The organism is Paenibacillus sp. JCM 10914, from assembly GCF_001315105.1.
Lineage (GTDB): Bacteria > Bacillota > Bacilli > Paenibacillales > Paenibacillaceae > Paenibacillus_AQ.
Map to the genome: position 1 here is coordinate 84,656 of NZ_BAZR01000014.1, position 22,704 is coordinate 107,359.

At 50.5% G+C, this 22,704-nt stretch carries 18 protein-coding genes, 5 pseudogenes and 1 other annotated feature; all 23 genes and pseudogenes read left to right on the forward strand.

Features of this window, described 5'->3' with window-relative positions; translation table 11 throughout:
- The first annotated feature begins 53 nt into the window (after nucleotides 1-53).
- On the forward strand, nucleotides 54-1,388 hold the full coding sequence (locus tag JCM10914_RS16345; RefSeq protein ID WP_023962963.1) for a LysM peptidoglycan-binding domain-containing protein: 1,335 nt from the start codon (nucleotides 54-56) through the stop codon (nucleotides 1,386-1,388).
- A gap of 173 nt (nucleotides 1,389-1,561) precedes the next feature.
- Nucleotides 1,562-1,856 (forward strand) — a binding site (T-box leader).
- 113 nt (nucleotides 1,857-1,969) lie between these two features.
- Nucleotides 1,970-4,644: pseudogene (locus tag JCM10914_RS16350) on the forward strand (valine--tRNA ligase).
- A 33-nt stretch (nucleotides 4,645-4,677) separates the two neighbouring features.
- On the forward strand, nucleotides 4,678-6,054 hold the full coding sequence (locus JCM10914_RS16355; RefSeq protein WP_023962968.1) for a folylpolyglutamate synthase/dihydrofolate synthase family protein: 1,377 nt from the start codon (nucleotides 4,678-4,680) through the stop codon (nucleotides 6,052-6,054).
- Between the two features lie 6 nt (nucleotides 6,055-6,060).
- On the forward strand, nucleotides 6,061-7,437 hold the full coding sequence (gene murC / locus JCM10914_RS16360; RefSeq protein ID WP_023962970.1) for a UDP-N-acetylmuramate--L-alanine ligase: 1,377 nt from the start codon (nucleotides 6,061-6,063) through the stop codon (nucleotides 7,435-7,437).
- 141 nt (nucleotides 7,438-7,578) lie between these two features.
- Nucleotides 7,579-8,700, forward strand: a complete 1,122-nt coding sequence (locus JCM10914_RS16365; protein WP_023962972.1) for an SPOR domain-containing protein — start codon at nucleotides 7,579-7,581, stop codon at nucleotides 8,698-8,700.
- A gap of 126 nt (nucleotides 8,701-8,826) precedes the next feature.
- Nucleotides 8,827-9,069: a DUF4321 domain-containing protein gene (locus JCM10914_RS16370; protein WP_023962974.1), complete on the forward strand. Its 243-nt coding sequence runs from the start codon at nucleotides 8,827-8,829 to the stop codon at nucleotides 9,067-9,069.
- A gap of 3 nt (nucleotides 9,070-9,072) precedes the next feature.
- Nucleotides 9,073-9,704, forward strand: a pseudogene (locus tag JCM10914_RS16375) (nucleoside triphosphate pyrophosphatase).
- Nucleotides 9,705-9,731: 27 nt separating this feature from the next.
- Nucleotides 9,732-10,421, forward strand: coding sequence for a DNA repair protein RadC (radC, locus tag JCM10914_RS16380; RefSeq protein ID WP_023962980.1), 690 nt, complete (start codon nucleotides 9,732-9,734; stop codon nucleotides 10,419-10,421).
- A gap of 38 nt (nucleotides 10,422-10,459) precedes the next feature.
- Nucleotides 10,460-11,493, forward strand: a pseudogene (locus tag JCM10914_RS16385) (rod shape-determining protein).
- A gap of 60 nt (nucleotides 11,494-11,553) precedes the next feature.
- Nucleotides 11,554-12,427, forward strand: a pseudogene (gene mreC, locus JCM10914_RS16390) (rod shape-determining protein MreC).
- On the forward strand, nucleotides 12,428-12,952 hold the full coding sequence (gene mreD / locus JCM10914_RS16395) for a rod shape-determining protein MreD (protein WP_023962990.1): 525 nt from the start codon (nucleotides 12,428-12,430) through the stop codon (nucleotides 12,950-12,952).
- Between the two features lie 85 nt (nucleotides 12,953-13,037).
- Entirely contained in the window at nucleotides 13,038-13,703 is a 666-nt protein-coding gene (locus tag JCM10914_RS16400; protein WP_023962992.1) for a septum site-determining protein MinC, read from the forward strand.
- 3 nt (nucleotides 13,704-13,706) lie between these two features.
- Nucleotides 13,707-14,501, forward strand: a complete 795-nt coding sequence (gene minD / locus JCM10914_RS16405) for a septum site-determining protein MinD (protein ID WP_023962994.1) — start codon at nucleotides 13,707-13,709, stop codon at nucleotides 14,499-14,501.
- A gap of 206 nt (nucleotides 14,502-14,707) precedes the next feature.
- Complete coding sequence (locus JCM10914_RS16410) at nucleotides 14,708-15,622, forward strand: M23 family metallopeptidase (RefSeq protein ID WP_023962996.1); 915 nt, start codon at nucleotides 14,708-14,710, stop codon at nucleotides 15,620-15,622.
- Entirely contained in the window at nucleotides 15,615-16,478 is an 864-nt protein-coding gene (locus JCM10914_RS16415; protein ID WP_036718598.1) for a M50 family metallopeptidase, read from the forward strand. Before JCM10914_RS16410 ends, JCM10914_RS16415 begins: the two co-directional genes overlap by 8 nt.
- A 120-nt stretch (nucleotides 16,479-16,598) precedes the next feature.
- Nucleotides 16,599-17,831: an Rne/Rng family ribonuclease gene (locus JCM10914_RS16420; RefSeq protein WP_036718602.1), complete on the forward strand. Its 1,233-nt coding sequence runs from the start codon at nucleotides 16,599-16,601 to the stop codon at nucleotides 17,829-17,831.
- A 160-nt stretch (nucleotides 17,832-17,991) separates the two neighbouring features.
- A complete protein-coding gene (rplU, locus tag JCM10914_RS16425; protein WP_023963002.1) occupies nucleotides 17,992-18,303 on the forward strand; it encodes a 50S ribosomal protein L21 in 312 nt (103 codons plus the stop codon).
- 13 nt (nucleotides 18,304-18,316) lie between these two features.
- A complete protein-coding gene (locus tag JCM10914_RS16430) occupies nucleotides 18,317-18,649 on the forward strand; it encodes a ribosomal-processing cysteine protease Prp (RefSeq protein ID WP_023963004.1) in 333 nt (110 codons plus the stop codon).
- A gap of 17 nt (nucleotides 18,650-18,666) precedes the next feature.
- Complete coding sequence (gene rpmA, locus JCM10914_RS16435) at nucleotides 18,667-18,978, forward strand: 50S ribosomal protein L27 (protein WP_015734021.1); 312 nt, start codon at nucleotides 18,667-18,669, stop codon at nucleotides 18,976-18,978.
- Nucleotides 18,979-19,143: 165 nt separating this feature from the next.
- Nucleotides 19,144-19,884: a Spo0B domain-containing protein gene (locus JCM10914_RS30550; protein ID WP_023963006.1), complete on the forward strand. Its 741-nt coding sequence runs from the start codon at nucleotides 19,144-19,146 to the stop codon at nucleotides 19,882-19,884.
- 13 nt (nucleotides 19,885-19,897) lie between these two features.
- Nucleotides 19,898-21,207, forward strand: a pseudogene (gene obgE, locus JCM10914_RS16445) (GTPase ObgE).
- Nucleotides 21,208-21,391: 184 nt separating this feature from the next.
- Complete coding sequence (locus JCM10914_RS16450; RefSeq protein WP_023963011.1) at nucleotides 21,392-22,618, forward strand: SPFH domain-containing protein; 1,227 nt, start codon at nucleotides 21,392-21,394, stop codon at nucleotides 22,616-22,618.
- Nucleotides 22,572-22,697 carry a zinc-ribbon domain-containing protein gene (locus JCM10914_RS31900; RefSeq protein ID WP_370570262.1) on the forward strand — a complete coding sequence of 42 codons (126 nt, stop codon included), beginning with the start codon at nucleotides 22,572-22,574 and terminating at the stop codon, nucleotides 22,695-22,697. The genes JCM10914_RS16450 and JCM10914_RS31900 overlap by 47 nt, the downstream gene beginning before the upstream one ends.
- Nucleotides 22,698-22,704 lie beyond the last annotated feature (7 nt).

Sequence of the window (22,704 nt, forward strand, 5' to 3'; positions counted from 1 at the left end):
GATGCCGTGACCACCGTTCACGGATAGTATATGCCAAAAAGGAGGACATTCCCGTGTTTGACCAATCCTACGGATTGCGGTTTGATATCTATGAGCGAATTAATCTGACGGAAGATTTGCCGGGAATTGATGAATTGGAAGAGGCGGAATTGATTCCACATATTCAGGTAATCAGTCAGCAGGACCAGGCTGCACTTCGTGGTCATTTACTTCTGGCAGGCCTGTATAAAGGCGATACCGAAACCGGAGAAAGCGAGCCTTTGGAGCATTGGATCCCGGTGGAAATCACCGTCCCTTTGAACCGTGTCGCTTCTCTTGAGGACATCGCGGTGGAAATTGAGAATTTTGACGTTGATTTGTTGTCCAAGCGAAGCCTGAACATTACGGGTGTGCTGTCTCTTAAGGGGATTCAGGGCGCGGCACCGGGGCACCGTGATCAAGAATGGGGTAATGAGGAATTCACAGTGGTACATGCTCCTGAAGCACCGGGTGTTTTCTCCACCGGAGCGCAGCAACCGGATCATCAGGCTTATGAACCGTACCAGGCGGATGCAACTGAAGAAGCTACCGCACCGTCGCCTGCGTATTTTGAAGCTCAGCGAAGAGAAGAGCCGAATGGGGATGAACGTACTCAGCAATATCTCGCCTCTTGGGCGGCATTCGAGAATCAGACGGATGATGCCGGGCAAGCGCGTGATTATGATGCAGAACAACTAACGAAGCAGACCCATGATACTGTCGAATATGCCATACATAATGAGGCGCAGTCACCAAGACGGTCAGAAGAACCACTTGCGCCAAGTATTTGGCAATTCGAGCGAAATACGGGACAGGAAACGGTTGAAGAAGAAACCTCATTCCCGGGCGTTGTTGAACGCAAGCGTGAAGAAGAAGTGGATGAGGTACCGGTGCTCGAGGCTGCGGATACAACGTCTTCGGCTGTTCAAGAGGAAGATGAGGCGTTGGTTGAACCTACACAAGAAATCATTGCTAAGGACGAGGAAGTGCCGAGCAAGCCCGAATTGAAAGTCGCATTCTCCTCCAAGGATGGTACGACCACCCCTTCCTCCGGTGTAGGGTTTTCGTCCTTGCTGCAATCCAGTCGAACGGTGCAAGAACAGGAGCACGCAGCACGCGAAGAGGAGGAAGCTACGGAAGAACTGGTGCAGACCGCTTCAGCGGAAGATGTGGAGTGGAAGAGCTTATTCCTTGGCAATCGACATGAGGAAACGCCATTCCGTAGGGTGCGGATGTGTATCGTCCAGCGTGAAGAGACGCTGGATCTGATTGCTGAACGCTATCAGTTGACCCCGCGCGAATTGCTGCTCTACAATCGCATGTCCGAGCAGAACGTGGAGGAAGGGCAAGTGCTGTACATTCCGCAGTAACGATCCATTCTTATCTGGAATAAGCTGTAGGCAGGCTCAATTTGAGCTCTTGCTTGCGGCTTTTTTATTTTGGTCGTATGTTGAAGGGTCGAGTCGGATATACTCGAAATATTGACTATATGCAACATCCACGTTATATTTGAATAGAATGTACACACGTATTTTTATATAACAGAACAACCTTGAACGGGAAGAGTAGGAAGGTATGACCTTCAGAGAGCGGAATTGCATCATGCGCTGAGAGATTCCGCAGGAACCAGCCAACCGAAGTCGCCCCGGAGTTGCGAACTTGAGCCAGTGATACCGCGTTTTTGGTATGGTTAGGGTTTGCCGGCAGCAGCCGTTATTTTGCGTAAAGTGTCGCACTTGACCTTCTCTGTTCAACATCGAAATAGAAGGGCGGTTGATGAGCAGCCGCAAGTGTGAAACAAAGGTGGTACCGCGAGAGAACAGTCTTTCGTCCTTTGAGGACGAGGGGCTTTTTTTGTTTCATGCCAAGTCGTAAATACCCGGCCCTATATTAGGAGGCTTAAATATTTCTGGTTGGCAAAACTGACTAACAGTAACGGAGGTACGTTAATATGGAACAGGAACAGAAACAAACGCAATCCCTACAAATGCCAACAACCTATGATCCCAAGGCGGCAGAGCAAAAATGGTATCCGTATTGGAAGGAAGGCGGTTTTTTGAAGCAGGCAAAAGGCCGGATGCGGAGCCTTATACAATCGTAATCCCTCCTCCGAACGTTACCGGGATGCTGCACATTGGCCATGCCCTTGACTTTACCCTGCAAGATATTCTGATTCGTGTAAAACGGATGCAGGGATACGACGCGTTATGGCTTCCGGGTTCGGATCATGCGGGAATCGCAACCCAGACCAAGGTTGAACAGAAGCTGCGTGAAGAAGGGGTTACCCGTTACGATCTGGGAAGGGAAAAGTTCCTGGAGAAAGTATGGGAGTGGAAGGACCTCTACGCCGGCACGATTCGCGACCAATGGTCCAAAATCGGGCTTTCCCTCGATTATTCCAAAGAGCGCTTTACGCTGGATGAAGGATTGTCGGAAGCCGTTCGCGAGGTGTTCGTTAAGTTGTATGATAAAGGCCTCATTTATCGGGGCAAACGCATCATTAACTGGGACCCTGCCGCACGCACGGCCTTGTCCGATATAGAGGTTGAGTATAAGGAAGTGAACGGTCATCTGTATCATCTGCAGTATCCGCTGAAGGATGGCAGCGGCTTTATCACCGTAGCAACCACGCGTCCGGAGACGATGCTAGGCGATACCGCCGTAGCCGTTCATCCGGAAGACGAACGTTATAAGGACATGATTGGCAAGACGTTGGTTCTACCGATCGTCGGGCGCGAAATACCGGTGATTGCCGATGAGTACGTGGAGAAGGAGTTCGGAAGCGGCGCGGTAAAAATCACCCCTGCACATGATCCGAACGATTTCGAGATGGGTCAGCGTCATCAGTTGCCGCAAATCATCGTCATGGATGAGTCCGGCACGATGAACGGGTTTGCCGGCAAATACGAAGGTATGGACCGCAGCGAATGCCGCAAGCAAATCGTGTTGGACATGAAAGAGTCTGGCGTGCTGCTGCGGATTGAGGATCATGTGCACCAGGTTGGACATAGCGAGAGATCCGGCGCTGTCGTCGAGCCGTATCTGTCCACGCAATGGTTCGTTAAAATGCAGCCGCTGGCGGATGCAGCGGTTGACGCGCAGAAGTCAGGCAAAGGCGTTCATTTTGTACCGGACCGCTTCGAACGATCCTATCTGCAATGGATGGAGAACGTGCGCGATTGGTGTATTTCGCGTCAACTGTGGTGGGGGCATCGGATTCCGGCCTGGTATTCAGAATCCACCGGCGAAGTTGTCGTTGCTATGAGTGAAGAGGAAGCACGTGCGAAGCTAGGCAAGGATGATCTCAGGCAAGATGAGGATGTACTCGATACGTGGTTCAGCTCTGCCCTCTGGCCGTTCTCGACGATGGGCTGGCCGAATGAGGAAAGTGCAGATTTCAAGCGTTATTATCCGACAAGCGTGCTTGTAACCGGGTATGATATCATACCGTTCTGGGTATCGCGCATGATATTCCAGGGGCTTGAGTTTACGGGCCAAATGCCGTTTAAAGATACCTTGATCCATGGTTTGGTACGAGACAGCGAGGGCCGCAAGATGTCCAAATCGCTTGGCAACGGTATTGATCCGCTCGAGGTGATTGAGCAGTATGGTGCCGATGCAATGCGCTATATGATTTCGACGGGCAGCACGCCTGGTCAAGATCTTCGCTTCCGCTGGGAGCGCGTGGAACAGGCACGCAATTTTGCGAACAAGATATGGAACGCCTCGCGGTTTGCGCTAATGAATCTGGAGGGCTTCAGTGCTGCCGATATCGACATTTCGGGAGAACTCGGAACGGCGGATCGCTGGATTTTGCACCGTCTGAACGAAACTTCCCGTGATATTACGCGTCTAATTGATGCCTACGAATTTGGCGAAACCGGTCGCTTGCTCTACAATTTCATCTGGGATGATCTTTGTGACTGGTATATCGAATTTGCCAAGCTGTCTCTCTACGGCGAGGATCAGGTATCAAAGAGAAAGACACAGTCCGTATTGGCTTATGTATTGGATCGGACGATGCGTCTGATTCATCCGTTCATGCCGTTTATCTCGGAAGAGATATGGCAGCATCTGCCGCATGAAGAAGGGGAGACCGTGATGCTGGCATCATGGCCTGTATATGATTCCGCGTTTGAGAATCCGGAAGCCGTTGCCGAGATGAATTCACTGATGGATATCATCCGTGCGGTTCGTAACATCCGGGCCGAAGTCAATGTACCGATGAGTAAGAAGGTTGAATTGCAGTTAAAACCGGTGAACGCCCAGATGGCAAGTATCATTGATCGTAATGCAGACTATATCCGCCGCTTCTGTAACACCTCCGAATACGTCGCTTCACTGGAACTCGTGGCACCGGATAAGGCGATGACCGCTGTCGTTACAGGGGTAGAATTGTACTTGCCGCTCGCCGGGTTGATTGATATCGCCCAAGAGATCACCCGTCTGGAGAAGGAAATCCAGCACTTGAACAGCGAGGTAGAGCGTGTAGAGAAGAAGCTGAACAATCCGGGGTTTGTCGCGAAGGCACCTGAGAAGGTGATTGAGGAAGAGCGCGCCAAGATGGCTGATTATTCAGATAAACGCAGCATCGTTATTACACGCTTGGAAGAATTGAGAGGTTAGTGGAAGATGAACCAAGACCAGAAGGTGAGAGAGATGGGCGACAGACTAGTGAATGAAACGGACACTCCATTTCAGACGTATGATGACGCGGTGGCTTGGATCAATGGCCTGGTAGCGTTCGGCATCCGTCCTGGCATGGAGCGCATTCAGCGATTGATGGAGATGCTTGGCCATCCGGAGCGGCGATTGAAATTTATTCACGTGGCAGGAACCAATGGAAAAGGGTCCACGTGTGCGTTTATAACAAAGGTATTGCTGCAAGGGGGATTTTCCGTAGGTACCTATACTTCCCCCTACATCACGAAGTTTACAAATCGGTTTCAATTTAACGGTGAAGATATTCCGGAGGAGACGCTGCGAACACTTGCCAATCGTCTTCAACCTTTAGTGGCGGAGATAACAGAATCCGGACTTGGTTCTCCGACGATGTTCGAGGTTTCCACTGCGCTTGCGATTCTGTATTATGCCGAAGAAGCCTATCCTGATGTTGTTGTCTGGGAGACGGGACTTGGCGGCCGCCTGGATGTAACCAATATTGTCCACCCGATTCTGTCAGTCATTACGAATATCGGAATGGATCATACGGACGTATTGGGCGAGACGATTCAGGAGATCGCGGCGGAGAAGGCCGGGATCATTAAACCAGGTGTGCCGGTCGTCAGTACGGTTACTCAACCGGAAGCGATTGAGATCTTGAAGGAAGCCGTTCAGCGTAACCGTACTTCGTTATATCTGGTTCATGAACAGTTCGGTTACGAACGGCTGCGCGGAGATGAGAGCGGACAGACGTTCCGATTCAATGGACCGTTCAGGGACATGGATCTTGATATTTCGATGCAGGGAGACCATCAATGCGCCAATGCGGCGCTGGCCATGATGTCGCTGGAAGTCCTCCGTCAGTACATGGCGTTTATTGTTGACGATGCAGAACTGCAGGCTGGGTTTAAAGATACCTTCTGGGCGGGAAGACTGGAACAAGTACAGTCTGCTCCGCGCATCGTTGTCGATGGCGCCCATAATCCGGAAGGGGCCGAATCTTTAGCCGCAAGCTTGCCCAAGATATACACATACCGGAAATTGAACTTGATGATGGGAATGCTGGCAAATAAGCATCATGAAGCATATTTGCAGCATATACTGCCAATAGTGGATACACTTATCCTGACTGAACCGGATTTTCGGAAAAGAATGGACGCCAAGGCGCTAGGAGACATCGTAGAGCAGATCAAGGAGAAGTACGCAAAACCTACACTGCAAATCATCATAGAACCAAATTGGCAACATGCGCTTGAAGTGTTGAAGTCACGGACGGAAGAGGAGGATCTTGGGGTGGTGTCGGGCACGTTGTACCTGATTGCCGACGTGCGTTCCAATCTCCTGGGCCTTTCCGATTCTGAAAAAGGTTGGTGATATCTGTTGAATACATCGGAACATGTTCATTTTATCGGAATTGGCGGTTATGGTATGAGCGCCATCGCGCGAGTCATGCTGGAAATGGGTTACAAGGTCACGGGTTCTGACGTGGCTGCACAAGAATTGACAGAGAAACTGGCAGCCAAAGGCGCCAAAATATATATCGGTCATACCGCTGAGCAAGTGCAAGGCGCAGACCTTGTGGTCTACTCCACAGCGCTTTCCAAGGATAATGTAGAGCGGGTTGAAGCTGAGAAGCGGAACATCCCCGTTCTGCACCGGGCTCAAATGCTGGCCCGTTTATTAAACGAACGCAAGGGTGTTGCGGTGGCGGGTGCGCATGGCAAGACGACAACGTCTTCGATGATTGCACTCGTGATGGAGGAATGCGGTGTCGATCCGACCTTTATCATCGGCGGAGAAATCATGAACGTAGGAACTAATGCGAAAGCTGGCGAAGGCGAGCATGTTGTCGCCGAAGCGGATGAGAGCGATGGTTCCTTCCTGCAATATCATCCGTGGATTGGTGTTGTTCTGAATATTGAAGCGGATCATCTGGAGAATTACGAAGGGGATTTCAATCGTTTGAAATCTGCATATGTCCAGTTCCTTAGTCAGATTAAAGAGGATGGGACGGCTGTGGTTTGCGCGGACGATTCGAATATCCAATCCATATTGCCGGATCTTAAATGCGATATTACGACATATGGCATCGATGGCGAGGCAGAGTACACGGCGACCAATCTCGTACTCGGTGACCGCCAAGTCAGCTTTACGATGCTCCATAACGGGCAGCAGCTCGGAAACCTGGAACTGTCCGTCCCGGGAAGACATAATGTATACAACGCCATGGCGACCGTGATCTGCTGCATGAAAGCCGGCATCTCGTTCGAAGCGATTGCTGCCGCTATCGTTAAGTTTAATGGCGCCAAGCGTCGCTTCCAGGTGCTCGGCGAGGCTGATGGCATTCTGGTTATCGATGACTACGCTCATCATCCGACGGAGATCGAAGCTACGATCAGTGCCGCTAAGGCCACAGGCAAGCGGATTATTGCCGTGTTCCAGCCGCAGCGATATTCGCGGACCTTCTTCTTGCTGGATGCGTTTAGCCGGGCATTTAGCGAAGCCGATGAAGTGATCATTACGGATATATACGCTCCGGCTGGAGAGAAGCAGATCGAGGGCATCAGTTCTGGACGACTGGTCGATTTGATCGTGCAGAACAGCAATGCCGGAGCTCGTTACCTTCCATCCAAAGAGGATGTGCTGAGCGATCTTAAGGATCGGGTAAAGGAAGGCGATCTTGTGCTTACCATGGGTGCAGGGGACATATGGAAGGTGGGGGCTGCGTTGGCGGATTCCATCAAAGGCAGAGGATAACTCTTACCGTGTTGTAGGCGGGCCGATCAAGTTGAATGCTTGATCGGCCGCCTTGCTTTATTCTCATGCACTCACTCATAAGTTGCCAAGCTTGATCATATAGCTAGGTGTAATAGAAGGACAAGTGAGGTGTGTGGATATATGAATAAAGCACGGATGACGATTCGATTTGATCATAATCCTCCTAAAGCTATTAATAAAAGCCTTCCTCGGGAGAGTGGATATGATGTTGAAGAACCCGAGCCAGTTCCTGCGTATCCGATACTCGAGGACAACTTATATGATTCGCATGAAGCATGGATTGCGGAACGGGATCGTGATGACCAGGTCATCACGAACGGGGAGGAGATGTGGTATTCGTATGCCGAACCGGTTCAACCGGTTGCTTATGATTCCTCTGTTCATGAGTATGAGTATTACCGAACCCGAAGGCCGACCGTATTTTGGAAAATAGCGCTCTCTGTGACGGCCGCCGTGGTGACGGGTGTATTGTTCGGCTACATGGTGCTATCCATGTTCAATGGGGGTGGCGAGGAACAGCAGGCCGCTTCCCAGATCGAAGGTAGTCAGGGCAGTGTTCCTGCTCCTGGACTTCCGGAGAGAACAGGCAAAGCGGCAGCTCCAGATACAGATACTGCGCAGACCCCTGCCGGCATTCCTGCACAAACTTTCTATATGCTGCAATACGGTGTTTTCAGTTCCTCGGAGCGAGCCGAGCAGGCCAAAGGGGAATTACTGCAATCCGGTATTGCTGCCGGGAGGGATCTGGATGATGAGAACCGCGTGTACGCGGGCGTGTCATCTGACCGGGAGCAGGCCAAGCTGCTGAGTAATCAGTTGAAGGCTGAGGGCGTGGAACTGTATGTAAGGGAAATCTCGCTTCCGCCACTGGAACCAGTAGTTATGGTCGGTCAGGAAGCGGCGTTTGCCGATTATTTTACCATAAGCGGACAGTTGGTCTCGGAACTCAGTACGTTGTCTGCTACGCTGCTCGGGAAGCAGGAAGCGGCTGCAGCGGCGACTGAGCATATGAGCAGCATCACGAATCTCCATCAGCAGTGGATGGAGAGCATGAACTTACTTGCCTCGGGATTGGGTCCGGAGGCGGAGGCCATGCTGCCTGTCCTGAGGCAAGCGATGAATAGTTCGGTCACCGCGCTAGCCGAATACAACAAAAATCAATCCAAGGGGCATTTGTGGGAGATCCAAACAGGCATGATGAACTATGTGCTGGGCCAAAAGAAACTACTGGAAGACCTATAATTTCAATTATCGTGAAATCCGGCCGGGAACTGGAAATAGTTCCCCCTGCCGGATTTCTGTTTGTATTGCATATCAATTCACCGTATAATAATTAGGGTGTCAAAATATGGCGAGGGAAGAGGATGCATGAAGAAAAGCAAAGGAATGCTCATCTTGTTTTTGCTGCTAGGGTGGCTTCTGGGAACATGGCTCGCCAAAGCTTTGGAGCCGATCAAAGCGCTGTCCTTTTTAACGGCACAGGCACCGATCCGTTGGTCGCCTCGGGCTGATTTTGACATTATAAGCTATGATATTAACCTTGAACTTAAAGTCTGCTTGCTGGGATTGCTCGGCATCGTCGCCGCGATCTGGCTGTATCGCCGATTTTAAGACATGACAAAGGAGATTATCCCCTTGAAAGAGAAGAGACATCGCCGTATTGTACTGGCCTCTACCTCTCCTCGGCGTCAGGAACTCATTGCCTCCCTTCGTATTCCTTTTACGGTTATCCCAAGTGAAGCAGACGAAACAACACCTCCCGGATGGTCACCGGATCAGATCGTGGAGTCTTTGGCATTGCGCAAAGCAGAAGCAGTTCTGCGAAGCTTGCGGCAGATGACGAAGGCAGTGTGATTGTGGGAAGCGACACGATCGTTGTGGTGGATGACCATGTACTTGGCAAACCGAAGGATCAAGCGGACGCAGCACGGATGCTATCCATGCTTCAGGGGCGTTCTCATCTTGTATACACCGGTGTGGCTTGTGTGGATTCGTTAACTGGAAGCCATCTTGTTGCACACCGTAAAACTATTGTGAAGATGAAATCGTTAAGTGAAGAGATGGTATGGGCATACGTGCAGAGTGGCGAGCCTGCGGACAAAGCAGGGTCCTATGCCATTCAAGGTTTGGGAGCAACGATTGTTGACGGGATCGAGGGAGACTATTTCAACGTGGTCGGCCTTCCGCTATCCCTGTTGGCGGACATGCTGCCAGAGCTAGGAATGAATGTTTTGATTGCTGACTGATTTAAATCTTAGAAAAGAGGGGAATATATGGAGTCGCCAACTTTGTTGCTGCGCGACATCCCCCATGATGAACGACCAAGAGAACGCATGATGCAGTATGGGGCAAGCGCTTTGAGCCATGCAGAATTGCTGGCGATATTGCTTCGGACCGGGACGCGCCAGGAATCCGCCGTACATATAGCCCAGCGGCTGCTCAAGGAAGCCGGTGGCATCCGGCAGCTCGTAGATATTAGCATCGAGGAAATCACGCAAATTAAAGGAATTGGAACAGCTAAAGCTGTTCAGTTGAAAGCCGGCATCGAGCTTGGAAGACGCCTGGCTGCATCGAGACACGTAGAGCCGGTTATCATCAGGAGCCCGCATGATGCAGCAGAGCTGCTTAGCGAGCAGATGCGCTATTTACAGAAAGAACATTTTGTATGTGTATTTTTAAATACGAAAAATCATGTCATTGCCCAGGAAACGTTATCGATGGGAAGCTTGAATGCATCCATCGTACATCCCCGTGAAGTATTCAGAGCTGCAATCAAGTGCAGCAGCGCATCGCTCGTATGCGCACATAATCATCCGAGCGGAGATCCGACGCCCAGCCCGGAGGACATCTCACTGACCGCCCGACTTGTGGAGGCTGGAGCGATTGTCGGGATTGAAGTGCTGGATCACGTCATTATCGGGGATGGATCGTTTGTAAGTTTGAAGGAACGGGGCCTGATGTAATATAATAGTGCAGATTGAGAAAGAAAGGGAGATACATCATGTTAGGTGGTTTTACGAAAGATTTGGGAATCGATTTGGGGACGGCGAATACGCTGGTCTATGTCCGTGGAAAAGGAATTGTTGTCAGAGAGCCGTCGGTGGTTGCTCTGCGTACAGATACGAAGAGCATTGAAGCCGTAGGTGAATCAGCCAAGAAGATGATTGGACGTACACCGGGCAATATTCAAGCGATCCGTCCGATGAAGGATGGCGTTATCGCTGATTTTGATACGACTGCTACGATGATTAAATACTTCATTCGTCAGGCGCAGAAGCAGCGCTCGATCTTCCCGCGTCATCCGAATGTGATGGTGTGCGTACCGTCTGGCATTACAGCTGTGGAGCAGCGCGCGGTTGAAGACGCCACGAAGCAGGCAGGCGCACGTGAGCTTATACGATTGAAGAGCCGTTTGCGGCAGCCATTGGCGCCGATCTACCGGTATGGGAGCCGACAGGCAGCATGGTGGTAGATATCGGTGGAGGTACAACCGAAGTTGCGGTCATCTCGCTCGGCGGCATCGTGACAAGCCGTTCGGTCCGTGTAGCAGGCGACGAGATGGACGACTCTATTATCTCGTATATCAAGCGCCAGTATAATCTCATGATCGGTGAACGTACGGCGGAGCAGCTTAAGATGGAAGTAGGCTCAGCGATGCCGCTGGAGACCGTGGAGACCATGGAAATCCGCGGACGCGATCTGGTAACAGGACTTCCTAAGACGATTACGATTACTTCGGACGAGATCAGCGAAGCGCTGGCGGATACGATCAATGCGATTGTTGAAGCGGTGAAGGTTACGCTTGAGAAGTGTCCGCCGGAATTGGCAGCTGACATCATGGATCGCGGGATCGTGCTGACAGGGGGAGGCGCACTGCTGCGCAACTTGGATAAGCTGCTTGCGGAAGAGACCGGCATGCCGGTCATCGTGGCCGAAAATCCGCTGGATTGCGTAGCGATCGGTACGGGCAAGGCGCTAGATAACATTCACTTATTCAAATCCCGCAGCAGTTCGGCGATCCGTTCCAGACGATAGAATCTAAAAAAGCCAATGTAAACCCCTAATGTCGGGAAGAAATACAAGTAAGGTTAGAGGGTGTTGCAACTGTTTAAGCTGCTAGGCAACAAGCGCTTATTTATCATGCTCATCGGACTGGTGGCGTTTATCGCATTATGGGATTCACGCTCGGTCCGAGAGCTTCTTTATCTTGGCCCGAGAAGTTTGTCAAGGATACGGTCGGTTTTGTGCAAAATGTTTTTTATAAGCCCGCTGCCTATATAGCGGGTTTCTTTGAAGACGTACGGAATATGCGCGCTATCTATGAAGAGAACGAAGAGCTTCGCAAAGCGGTGGTGCAATATTCGAGGGAAAGCGCCGATTACAACAATATGAAGGCGAATAATGATAAGCTCAAAGAATACCTTGGTTTTACCCAGAACCAGAAGAACCGCGATAAGTACGAGTATCGCACGGCCCAGGTACTTAGCGTGAATTCGGATCCGAATAATCGGACGCTGGTTATTGATTTAGGCGAGCGTGACGGGGTAAGAGTGAATATGTCGGTAACCACCGTGGATGGCATGGTGGGCATTATCAGCAATGTCAGTAACTTCACCTCTACGGTGAAATTGCTGACGACGATGGATGCGCAGGATCCGAATCCGCAGCCCATCTCCGTGACGGCTATCGGGAAAGAGGACAAAACCTTCGGCATCATTGAGAGTTATGATGAGAAGACGAAGACCTTGCTGATGACCCGCATTCCCGAGGATGATCCGATTAAAGCGGGTGACAAGATTATTTCATCCGGCTCTGGCGGCGTGATCCCGCAGGCTTGATCATCGGCGAAGTTGCTAGCGTCCAAGTGAGTCAATACGGCCAGAGCAAGACTGCAACGATTACGCCTGCGGCTAAGTTCGAGGACTGGAAGTATCTCGTGGTTGTGTTTACGCCTGAGGAGCCTGAATAGATGGCACGTAAACAGATTCTTATCTTGTTGCTGTTTCTCTTATTCATTCTCCAGGGGACGGTATTCTTCTGGCTTACACCAAGCTCGCTGCAGCTTCAGATTTATCCGAACTTTGTACTCGTCATGTTATTTTTCGTATCGATATATTATCACCGACATACCGCTCTGGTCCTCGGACTGGTGTTCGGCATGCTGCATGACATCGTGTATTACGGCGAGATGATCGGCATGTATTCATTCGCTATGGGGTTGTCCGCGTATCTCATGGGACTCGTATTCAAGTCCCCGCGGGCTCCCTTGCCGATGATGATGACCATTGTCATCCTGGGAAGCTTGCTCTTTGACAGCACACTCTTTGGGGTCTACAAAGTGTTTAGATTGAGTTCATCCTCTTACAATTGGGCGCTGCTTCATCATATGCTTCCTAATATCCTTGTTCATTTTGCCTTTGCCCTGGCCGTATACGTGCCTGTTCGCAAGCAGATCGAGCTCGTAATGAAGAACCAGAGACGGAAGGCCACTTAAAATCCTCCATAACGACATTTTACGATGACTAGCAGGAACTTGAAGGTTTAAGCGCGAAATGTATAAGGATGGGAGGGACAGGCTTATGACTGTAAAATCCAATCATGTGACGATTAAGGGCATCAAAGATGGCCTGGTATTCCTGCTTGACGATCAATGCGAGTTAGAAGAGCTGCTTGGAGAGCTTCGATATAAGCTTGAACACAGCCATCAAAATATTTTAACAGGACCGATCATTCACGTGGACGTGAAGCTCGGTTCACGGCAAGTATCCGAAGACGAGAAGCAATCCATTCTGGATATCTTGAAACAAAAAGGGAACCTGCTGATACGCAACGTGGAGGCACCTCCGCCGCCGGAATCGGAAGCAGCTGCCGGCCAACCGTATTCATTAATGACAGGAATGGTTCGCTCCGGGCAAATTCTGCATCATGATGGAGATCTCTTGTTCCTTGGCGATGTCAATCCCGGGGGCACGATCATGTGCACCGGCGATATATACATATTGGGTGCTCTGCGCGGCAGCGCACATGCCGGCATCGACGGCAACGAGAATGCGATTATTGCCGCATCGTATTTTGCCCCTACCCAGCTTCGGATTTCCGAGTTGATTAGCAGACCACCTGATGAGTGGGAGACGCGGGAGACGGTCATGGAGTTTGCCTACTTGAAGGAAGGCAGCATGGAGATCGATAAGATCAGTAACATCTCGCGTTTGGGTAGGGATTTTAATGTGTTTAAAGGGGTGTAGAATATGGGAGAGGCAATCGTCGTAACCTCAGGTAAGGGCGGCGTCGGTAAAACGACGACATCGGCGAACATCGGCACAGCTTTGGCACTGCTTGGCAAGAAGGTCTGTTTGGTAGATACGGATATTGGCCTGCGTAATTTGGATGTCGTGATGGGGCTGGAGAATCGAATCATCTATGACTTGTGCGACGTTGCAGAAGGGCGATGCAGGCTGAATCAGGCGCTCATCAAGGATAAGCGCTTTGACGAGTTGTATATGCTGCCGGCTGCTCAGACCAAAGACAAGAACGCCATTTCGCCGGATCAGGTAAAAGATATCGTTCTGGAATTGAAGAAGGAATTCGAATACGTCATTATCGATTGCCCCGCCGGGATTGAACAAGGGTTCAAGAACGCGATTGCCGGTGCAGATAAAGCGATTGTGGTTACGACACCTGAGAATGCGGCGGTACGGGACGCGGACCGAATTATCGGCCTGCTGGAGAGCTCGCAGATTGAATCACCGAAGCTGGTTGTAAACCGCATTCGACCTAATATGGTCAAATCGGGCGACATGCTGGAGATAGAGGATGTACTGCAAGTGTTGAATATCGATCTGATCGGGATTGTACCTGACGATGAGAAGGTCATTAAAGCGGCCAACATGGGAGAGCCAACGGTTATGAACCCGGATTCCCAAGCAGCTATCGCTTACCGCAACATCGCTCGGCGTATTCTGGGCGACACCGTACCTCTGATGCAAATTCATCAGAAAAAAGGGATGTTTACGAAATTCAAAAAGTTTTTTGGAATGGGTTAATTTATAACGACGAACTTATACCGTACATGACCGGTGCCATATGGCACCGGTCATTTTTTATGCTAGGAGAAGATCGCGGCAAGGCCTAATTTTTATGAGTGCTTTTCCAGGAGTTTAACCCCCTTGGATCTTCAAGGAGGCTTGTTCTAAATTACTTTCCCTGCTTCATAAGATAGAATAAAACAAGCCCCAAGGGGGAAAGTGCAATGAACATTAAAGCTTCAGTTAAACACCGGCGGGAAGCCCGGATTAAAGAGCTGCTTGAGGGGAAACAGCAAGGCTCTTCTTCCGAGGGGACAGTCTGGCCTGCCCTGCCGGATAGATCATCCACTGTTCCATCTAACACAAGCTCCGATCTGAGATACTCGCGCACGAACGTTCCACTGTCGGGCACCAATCGATCAGACAACCCCGAGCCTGATCCTGAGCGGATGTGGAAGGAGGGGCACCGGGGCTGGTACGATTCGTTGACCCCAGGCGGTCCCGAGGAGCCGCCGAAGAGAGCTTTGTTTCTCTCCGGCCTGATCCGCCGGGTGGGCGTGAGCGCTGTTGTATTCGGGTTAGTCTGGGGCGTATTTGCTTTCCAGCACCCCTGGGCAATTCGAACCCAGGCGTTCGTGGTTCAAAGTCTGAGCCACGAAATGGATTTTCAGGCTGCCCAGGTCTGGTATGAGGAGCACTTTGGGAGCGCACCATCCTTTATACCGATATTCGGGCAAACCGACGACCCGTCTACGAAGGTAAATGCTTCGCGCTCATTGGTGTCACCTATTGAAGGTAAGTTGGTTCAATCCTTTGCTGTCGATCTGAAAGGGATCGTATTGGAGCCCTCAGGAGGTTCTTTATCCGATAGAGCGGTTAAAAGTATAGAGACCGGACGTGTGCTGGAGGTAAGCCAGCATGCTGACGGAATTACCCTGCTTATACAGCATACAGGGGAAAGAACGGCGGTCTACAGCCGGCTTGCCGAGACTACATTGAAGGTGAATGATTGGGTACAGGGCGGTGACATCATCGGCTCGTTGCCGCCGTCAAGCAATGGGAGTACGTCTTCCCTTTACTTTGAACTGAAAGAAGGGAATCGCGAGGTTGATCCTGTGGACGTGATCCCGTTTGATTAAATTTAAAGGCACCATGTTGTCGCTGCACCCGCTATTTGTCATTGTGATGATGGCCTCCGTCGTTACGGGGCGGTTTTTGGAGCTGCTGACACTATTCATCATCGTATTTATCCATGAATTAGGACATGCCGCCGCGGCAGCGGCGATGGGATACAAGGTGAGAGCGATCCAAATGCTGCCCTTCGGCGGAGTTGCAGTTATTGATGATGACGGGCGGATGACGGCATGGCGGGAAATCATCATAGCGCTTGCCGGTCCTTTGCAAAATGTGATCATGATCGGAATCGCTTTATCCTGCCAATGGGCGGGTTGGGGAGACGCGGGCATGTTATCCTACTTAATCCAGGGCAACTTGATCATTGCCGCATTCAATCTCCTTCCGATTCTGCCCTTGGACGGTGGCAAAGTGCTGCAGGCGTTGGTAAGTCTGATTGCTCCGTATCATGCGACCCTCCTCTGGGCCTCCAGAGCGGGATTATTGTGTAGTTTGGTTATGATCGCATATGGCCTGCAACCGTTATTCAATGGAGAGGGTATCCGTCTTAATGTGCTTATGATTGGTCTGTTCCTCGCCTATTCCAACTTTGAAGACTACCGGAACGTGCATTACCGTTTCCTACGATTTCTCGTGAACCGAAGTGAGAGTTATGAGCGCAATATGGAAGGACTCGGGAATGCCCAGCCGATCGTTGCAGATTCTTCGAAACCTTTGGGCGATATCATGCGTCTATTTAAACGAGAGAGGTATCATTTAATTTATGTTATGAGCGGACCAGGCAACCTGCTTGCCGTCGTGCCCGAGCAACATGTGATTTCTTCTTATTTCTCATCGAACGGTCCACCCTGGTATGCGTAGCGTAAATCGTAAACACCAAGAGGAAGACGCAGGGTGGATTTTTTATCTTTATCCGTAGGTGCAAACTGGAATTATGTTAGGATAAAATAGAGTATCGTCTTCCATTTTAGGGGTGAAGCCATGAGGCAAATGATAGTTCATTGTGAGCAAGAGACGATTTCTATGGCCCTCATCGAAGATGGGAGGCTAGTTGAGTATGCGGTTGAGCGGAGCCAGGAGCAAGGGATCGTCGGAAGTTTTTATAAAGGTAAAGTGGTCAACGTGTTGCCAGGCATGCAGGCGGCATTTGTGGATATCGGTCTGAAGAAGAACGCATTCCTGTATATTGATGACGTGCTCCATCCGCATCTAGAGAAACAGCCGAAATTGAAGCCCTCGATCTCGGAGCTGTTGTTCGTTGGCGAGGAATTGATCGTTCAAGTGATGAAAGAACCGAGAGGTGGCAAGGGGGCCAGGGTCACGACGCATTTTTCTCTTCCAGGAAGATGTATGGTATATATGCCAACAGCCGATTATGTCGCCGTGTCCAAGAAAATCGGGCGTGATACAGAAAGAGCCCGTCTCAAAGGGATTGGCGAACAGATTCGTACGGACGAGGAAGGGCTTATTATTCGGACGGTATCTGAGGACGAACCGCTGGATTCCATCCGCGGAGATCTCGATTTCCTGCGGAAAGAATGGGCCCGCATTCTGGATAAGGCCCCACCTGCTGCTGCACCGGCGCTGCTGCACCGGGATCTGGGCTTGCTTCAGCGCTTCATTAGAGATTCCTTTGATCCGGTGCATGACGAGCTTATCATGGATAACAGGACGAAGGCAGAGGAAATAAGAGGCTACTTAACGGAAATCATGCCCGGGATGTATCCGAAGGTTACATACTATACGGACGGGACACCGATCTTTCAGGCGTATGGACTCGACGAGCAGATGAAAACCAGCTTCGCCAGGAAGATTACCTTGCCTGAAGGGGTTAATATCGTAGTGGATCAGACGGAGGCCATGACGATCATTGATGTGAATTCCGCCAAATATATCGGCGGGGATAACTTCGAAGAGACGGTTCTCAAGACGAATCTGCTAGCTGCAGAGGAAATTGCGAGAATTTTGCGACTATGGGATATCGGCGGCATCATTATCATTGATTTCATCGATATGGATCGCGAAGAGCATCGCCATCAGGTAGTAGCCGTTATCGAATCTGTAATGCGTAAGGATCGTACCAAGAGCTTCGTGGTCGGCTGGACCAGGTTGGGCTTACTTGAAATGACGCGCAAGAAAGCGAAGGAAAGCACGGCACTGCCCTATGCCAAGCCCTGCGACAACTGTGGGGGCAGGGGTCTTGTGATCAAGTAATGATATTGACGGTGATCGGGAATTATGATATTATCATTGGGTATGTGTCTAGTAATGAACTGCTGCACATGCTGTAACCGCTCCGGTTGGGTTGACAAGGACGTTCCACAGAACGGACACCTTTGCCAGGCGAGTCTGAGACATAGGGAGGTGCAAGCAAATGTACGCTATTATCGAAACTGGTGGCAAGCAATACAAAGTTCAAGAGGGCGATGTATTGTTCATCGAGAAGCTGACTGCAGGTGACGGCGAAAGCGTGACTTTCGACCGTGTACTGGCCGTTTCCAAAGAGGACGGGTTGGTAGCAGGTACGCCGGTCGTTTCCGGTGCAACTGTAACTGCGAAGGTAGAGAAGCACGGTAAAGGTCGTAAGATCGTTGTATATAAATACAAGCCGAAGAAGAACTACCACAAGAAGCAAGGTCATCGTCAACCTTACACTAAAGTAACCATCGAGAAAATCCAAGCGTAAGAAGGTGCGGTAATTGATTACTGTACAGGTAAGGCGCAGGGAAAATGGATCCATTCATAGCTTTCAGGTGACGGGGCATGCGGGATATGCCGATCCAGGTGAAGATATTGTCTGCGCGGGAGTTTCCAGCGTGACCGTAGGAACGGTGAATTCCGTCGAAGCGTTAACCGGTACAGTTATGGAGGCCCGGATGGAGGGTGGCTTTCTAAGCGCCAATCTGCCGCAAGCGGTGGATGAATCGATCTCGGATCAAGTCCAGTTACTTCTCGAATCCATGGTTGTTATGTTACAGGGAATTGCCGATTCATACGGCAAGTATATACAAATTCAAGAATTGACTACTTGAAGAAGGAGGTAGACAACATGTTGAAATTGGATCTTCAGTTATTCGCATCGAAAAAAGGTGTAGGTTCCACAAAGAACGGTCGCGATAGCGAATCGAAACGTCTTGGTGTGAAGCGTGCAGACGGTCAAGCAGTGACCGGCGGCAGCATCTTGGTTCGTCAACGCGGAACAAAAATTCATCCAGGAACGAACGTGGGTATCGGTAAAGACGATACTTTGTTTGCGAAAGTGGACGGCGTTGTGAAATTTGAACGTTGGGGTCGTGATCGCAAGAAAGTGAGCGTCTACCCGGTTGATGTCGCTCCAGTAGCGGCTGCAGTAGAAGCTTAATTCATTAAGCTGCATACAGAAGAAGCCTTTCGGCATCGTTGCCGGGGCTTCTTTTTTTGTAAATTGTGAAGATTGCTGATTCAGGGGATGAACCGTTTCGAAACTCTATGATATACTGGGATTTGGTGAATGAAACCAATTGCTGTTGAAAGACGAGGAGAAGCGATGAAATCCTGGAAATGGATAGCGGCTGGGGCGGGATTAACCTCAGTTATACCGGTAGCATGGATGGTATGGAAACCTACGTGGATTGCAGGGGCTGTGTTGATATTATGGTCTGTTGCCGCTTCAGTCTGCGGGGCATGGCTTGTTCAAAGATCGGCGAAGAACAGACAGCAGGTGGTCATTCAGGAATTAGAACAGACGGCGATCCAGACGCTGAATCATCATCGTCATGATTGGATGAATGAGCTGCAGATTTTATACGGCTACATTCAGTTGGGAAAGCTTGATAAATCCGTGGCATGTGTGGAAAGAATAAAGGAGCAGATGGCAACGGAGAGTCGAATCTCCAAGCTGGGTATTCCTTCATTAGTGTTCTACTTGCATTCCTATCGTACACTCGGCACCAATTTGCAGTTAGAAGTTGAGATCGTGGACCAGGTTCAGCTGGAACAGAAGGTAACGCCGTCTGCAGCGGAGTCTTTTACCGATGCCATCATACAAATGGTAAGAGCCTTCCAGTTAAGTGGGGAAGCGACATGGGGAGAGGCCCGGCAGTTAACACTGACATTGATGGAGCAGGAGCAAGAGTTGATCGTATGGGTTCAAGGCGATGGAGCCTTTGGAGATCCGGATCAGTTGAAGCTTCAGATTGAACAAAGCATACAAGGTGAAGGCATTCGGGTGGAGCAGACGGAGCCGGGGGAAACCTCCTATCGCGTGTATCTGCCGTTTGTGACTTGAGGAAGGTGATTACATGTTTGTAGATAAGGCTAAGGTATATGTAAAAGGCGGCGACGGGGGCGATGGACTCATTGCCTTCCGGCGTGAGAAGTATGTGCCGGAAGGCGGACCAGGCGGCGGCGATGGCGGCAAGGGCGGGGATGTCATATTCCGTGTAGATGAGGGACTTCGTACCTTGATGGATTTCCGTTATCAGAAGCATTTTAAGGCCAAGCGCGGGGAAAAAGGCAGAAATAAAAGTCAGCACGGCGCTAATGCCGACAGTATGGTGGTGCGTATTCCCCCTGGCACAATTCTCTTGGATGACGATACCGGTGAAGTCATCGGTGATTTGACTCGGCATGGCCAGCAGGTCGTTGTGGCTCGCGGCGGTCGTGGCGGCCGCGGGAATATCCGATTCGCGACGCCCAACAATCCGGCGCCTGAGCTAGCCGAGAACGGCGAGGAGGGGGAAGAACGCTATGTAACCCTTGAGCTTAAGGTCATGGCCGATGTAGGTCTGGTCGGCTTCCCAAGCGTTGGGAAATCGACGTTGCTATCCGTTGTATCCGCAGCCCAGCCGAAGATCGGTGCTTATCACTTCACGACGATCACGCCTAATCTCGGTATGGTCGAAGTTGGCGATGGGAGAAACTTTGTTATGGCGGACCTGCCTGGTTGATTGAAGGCGCGCATGAAGGCGTTGGTCTGGGTCATGAATTTCTGCGGCATGTGGAACGCACACGCGTTATCATACACGTGGTGGACATGGCGGGAACCGAAGGACGCGATCCTTTTGAAGACTGGCAAAAGATTAATGATGAGATCCGTTTATATAATCCTGCGCTGATCGATCGTCCGCAGATCGTAGCGGCGAACAAGATGGACATGCCTGGAGCCGAGGAATACCTGGCCTCCTTTAAAGAGCAAGTGAAGCGGGTACGTCCGGATATTGAGATTATGCCAATCTCCTCCTTAACCCGTCAAGGAATACAAGAACTGCTCTACCGGACGGTGGATGTGTTGGAGCAGATTCCGGATGAGCCGGCCATCGAAGAGGTTGCTGAGGTTTCTGAACGGAAGGTGTATAAGTTCAAGGCACAGAATGATAACTCGTTCACGATCACGCGCGACAATGAGATGTATGTCGTTCACAGCGAACGGATCGAACGAATGCTGAAGCGTCTGCAGATGAATTCGCACGATGCCATCCTCAAGCTCGCCCGCACGATGCGTCATATGGGCATCGACGAGGAGCTGCGTAAGCGTGGGGCAGTGGAAGGTACGATCGTCCGTATCGGCGATTTTGAGTTCGAGTTTGTTGAAGGAAGCAGCTACTATTAATAAATAATGCATCGTATATATGAAGTATCGCAGCGTCTGTATTGGAGACAGTCGTTGCGGTGCTTTTTTTCTTTCCAATATTTGCATCCATTTTTACGGGAAATCGTATACAATGGTAGTACATTAGTACCTTTTACTATAGACCATAAGATGGAATGGAACATGCATAAAGGAGAGCGGAACGATGGCCATTATTGAGGTTGTAAAATACGAGGGACCCCCGGGTGTGTTCGCCTGGCGTTACCCGAATCAGGAACTGGGGACATGGACCCAGCTTATCGTACACGAGACACAGGAAGCGATTCTGTTTAAGGGCGGCCAGGCCCTGGACTCTTTTGCGGCTGGACGGCATACGTTAAGCACCGCGAACATTCCGATCTTATCCAATGTCATTAACTTGCCATTCGGCGGCAAATCGCCATTCACCGCCGAAGTTTGGTTCGTGAACAAACTGAGTTCTTTGGATGTGAAGTGGGGAACGAGCTCGCCGATACAGCTGCAGGATCCGAAATACAATATTATCGTCTCGGTTCGTGCCTTTGGTCAGTTCGGGGTGCAAATTAAAGACCCACGCAAATTTCTATCTAAATTGGTCGGGACGCTCCCGACGTTCGACCAGAACACATTGATCAAATATTACCGCGGGGTATTAATGTCCAACATTAATGACATCGTGTCCTCTTATATCATTCATAAAAAAATAAGTGTTGTTGAAATCAATGCATACGCTGCTGAAATATCCAAGCACATGATGGAGACGATCGCACCGTCATTTGAAGAAATGGGCATCGAGCTGTTGAATTTCTATGTGGATTCCATCAATATTCCGGAGAATGATCCGGCTGCTATGCGAATTAAGGAAGCGCTGGCCAAAAAAGCGGAGATGGATATTATCGGTTATACCTATCATCAGGAACGAACGTATAACACGATGGAGGGTGCAGCCAACAATCCGGGCAATCCGGCCGCCGTTATCGGGACTGGACTTGGAATGGGCATGGGGATGGTGGCCCCGATGTATGAGACTATCGGCAGTGTGCTCCACAGCGCTAAGGTTCAAGACGCCCGGGATGTTCAAGTTAAACAGAAAGCTTGTTCCGCATGCGGAACGCTGAATGGGGAAGATTACAAATATTGTTCAGGCTGCGGTCAATCCATCCACAAGGGGAGTACGAATGAGAGCGGCACAACCATTCGATGCAGTGATTGCGGTCATCCGATTCCTCCTCAAGCCAAATTCTGTCATCACTGCGGCGATCCTTATCACGCCTGCCCCGCATGTGGTCACGACCATTCAGTCGGCGATGAGACATGCGGGCATTGCGGAGCTTCCTTGCCACAGCTGCCGGGATTGTGGAGAGTTCGTGCAGCCGGACGCCAAATTCTGTTCAGGCTGCGGCGCAAGCAGTAAGCTTGCGTGCACGAACTGTCATCATGAAATTAAGCAGGGCCAGAAATTCTGTATGGAATGCGGCCATAAATTGACGTAGGGAAGCG

What these genes read in the sequence shown, in the direction of transcription:
- JCM10914_RS16355 (WP_023962968.1), top strand. Translation starts at nt 4,678, where the DNA reads ATGGGCGACAGACTAGTGAATGAAACGGACACTCCATTTCAGACGTAT.
- JCM10914_RS16365 (WP_023962972.1), top strand. Translation starts at nt 7,579, where the DNA reads ATGAATAAAGCACGGATGACGATTCGATTTGATCATAATCCTCCTAAA.
- JCM10914_RS16370 (WP_023962974.1), top strand. Translation starts at nt 8,827, where the DNA reads ATGAAGAAAAGCAAAGGAATGCTCATCTTGTTTTTGCTGCTAGGGTGG.
- radC (WP_023962980.1), top strand. Translation starts at nt 9,732, where the DNA reads ATGGAGTCGCCAACTTTGTTGCTGCGCGACATCCCCCATGATGAACGA.
- mreD (WP_023962990.1), top strand. Translation starts at nt 12,428, where the DNA reads ATGGCACGTAAACAGATTCTTATCTTGTTGCTGTTTCTCTTATTCATT.
- JCM10914_RS16400 (WP_023962992.1), top strand. Translation starts at nt 13,038, where the DNA reads ATGACTGTAAAATCCAATCATGTGACGATTAAGGGCATCAAAGATGGC.
- minD (WP_023962994.1), top strand. Translation starts at nt 13,707, where the DNA reads ATGGGAGAGGCAATCGTCGTAACCTCAGGTAAGGGCGGCGTCGGTAAA.
- JCM10914_RS16410 (WP_023962996.1), top strand. Translation starts at nt 14,708, where the DNA reads ATGAACATTAAAGCTTCAGTTAAACACCGGCGGGAAGCCCGGATTAAA.
- JCM10914_RS16420 (WP_036718602.1), top strand. Translation starts at nt 16,599, where the DNA reads ATGAGGCAAATGATAGTTCATTGTGAGCAAGAGACGATTTCTATGGCC.
- rplU (WP_023963002.1), top strand. Translation starts at nt 17,992, where the DNA reads ATGTACGCTATTATCGAAACTGGTGGCAAGCAATACAAAGTTCAAGAG.
- rpmA (WP_015734021.1), top strand. Translation starts at nt 18,667, where the DNA reads ATGTTGAAATTGGATCTTCAGTTATTCGCATCGAAAAAAGGTGTAGGT.
- JCM10914_RS30550 (WP_023963006.1), top strand. Translation starts at nt 19,144, where the DNA reads ATGAAATCCTGGAAATGGATAGCGGCTGGGGCGGGATTAACCTCAGTT.
- JCM10914_RS16450 (WP_023963011.1), top strand. Translation starts at nt 21,392, where the DNA reads ATGGCCATTATTGAGGTTGTAAAATACGAGGGACCCCCGGGTGTGTTC.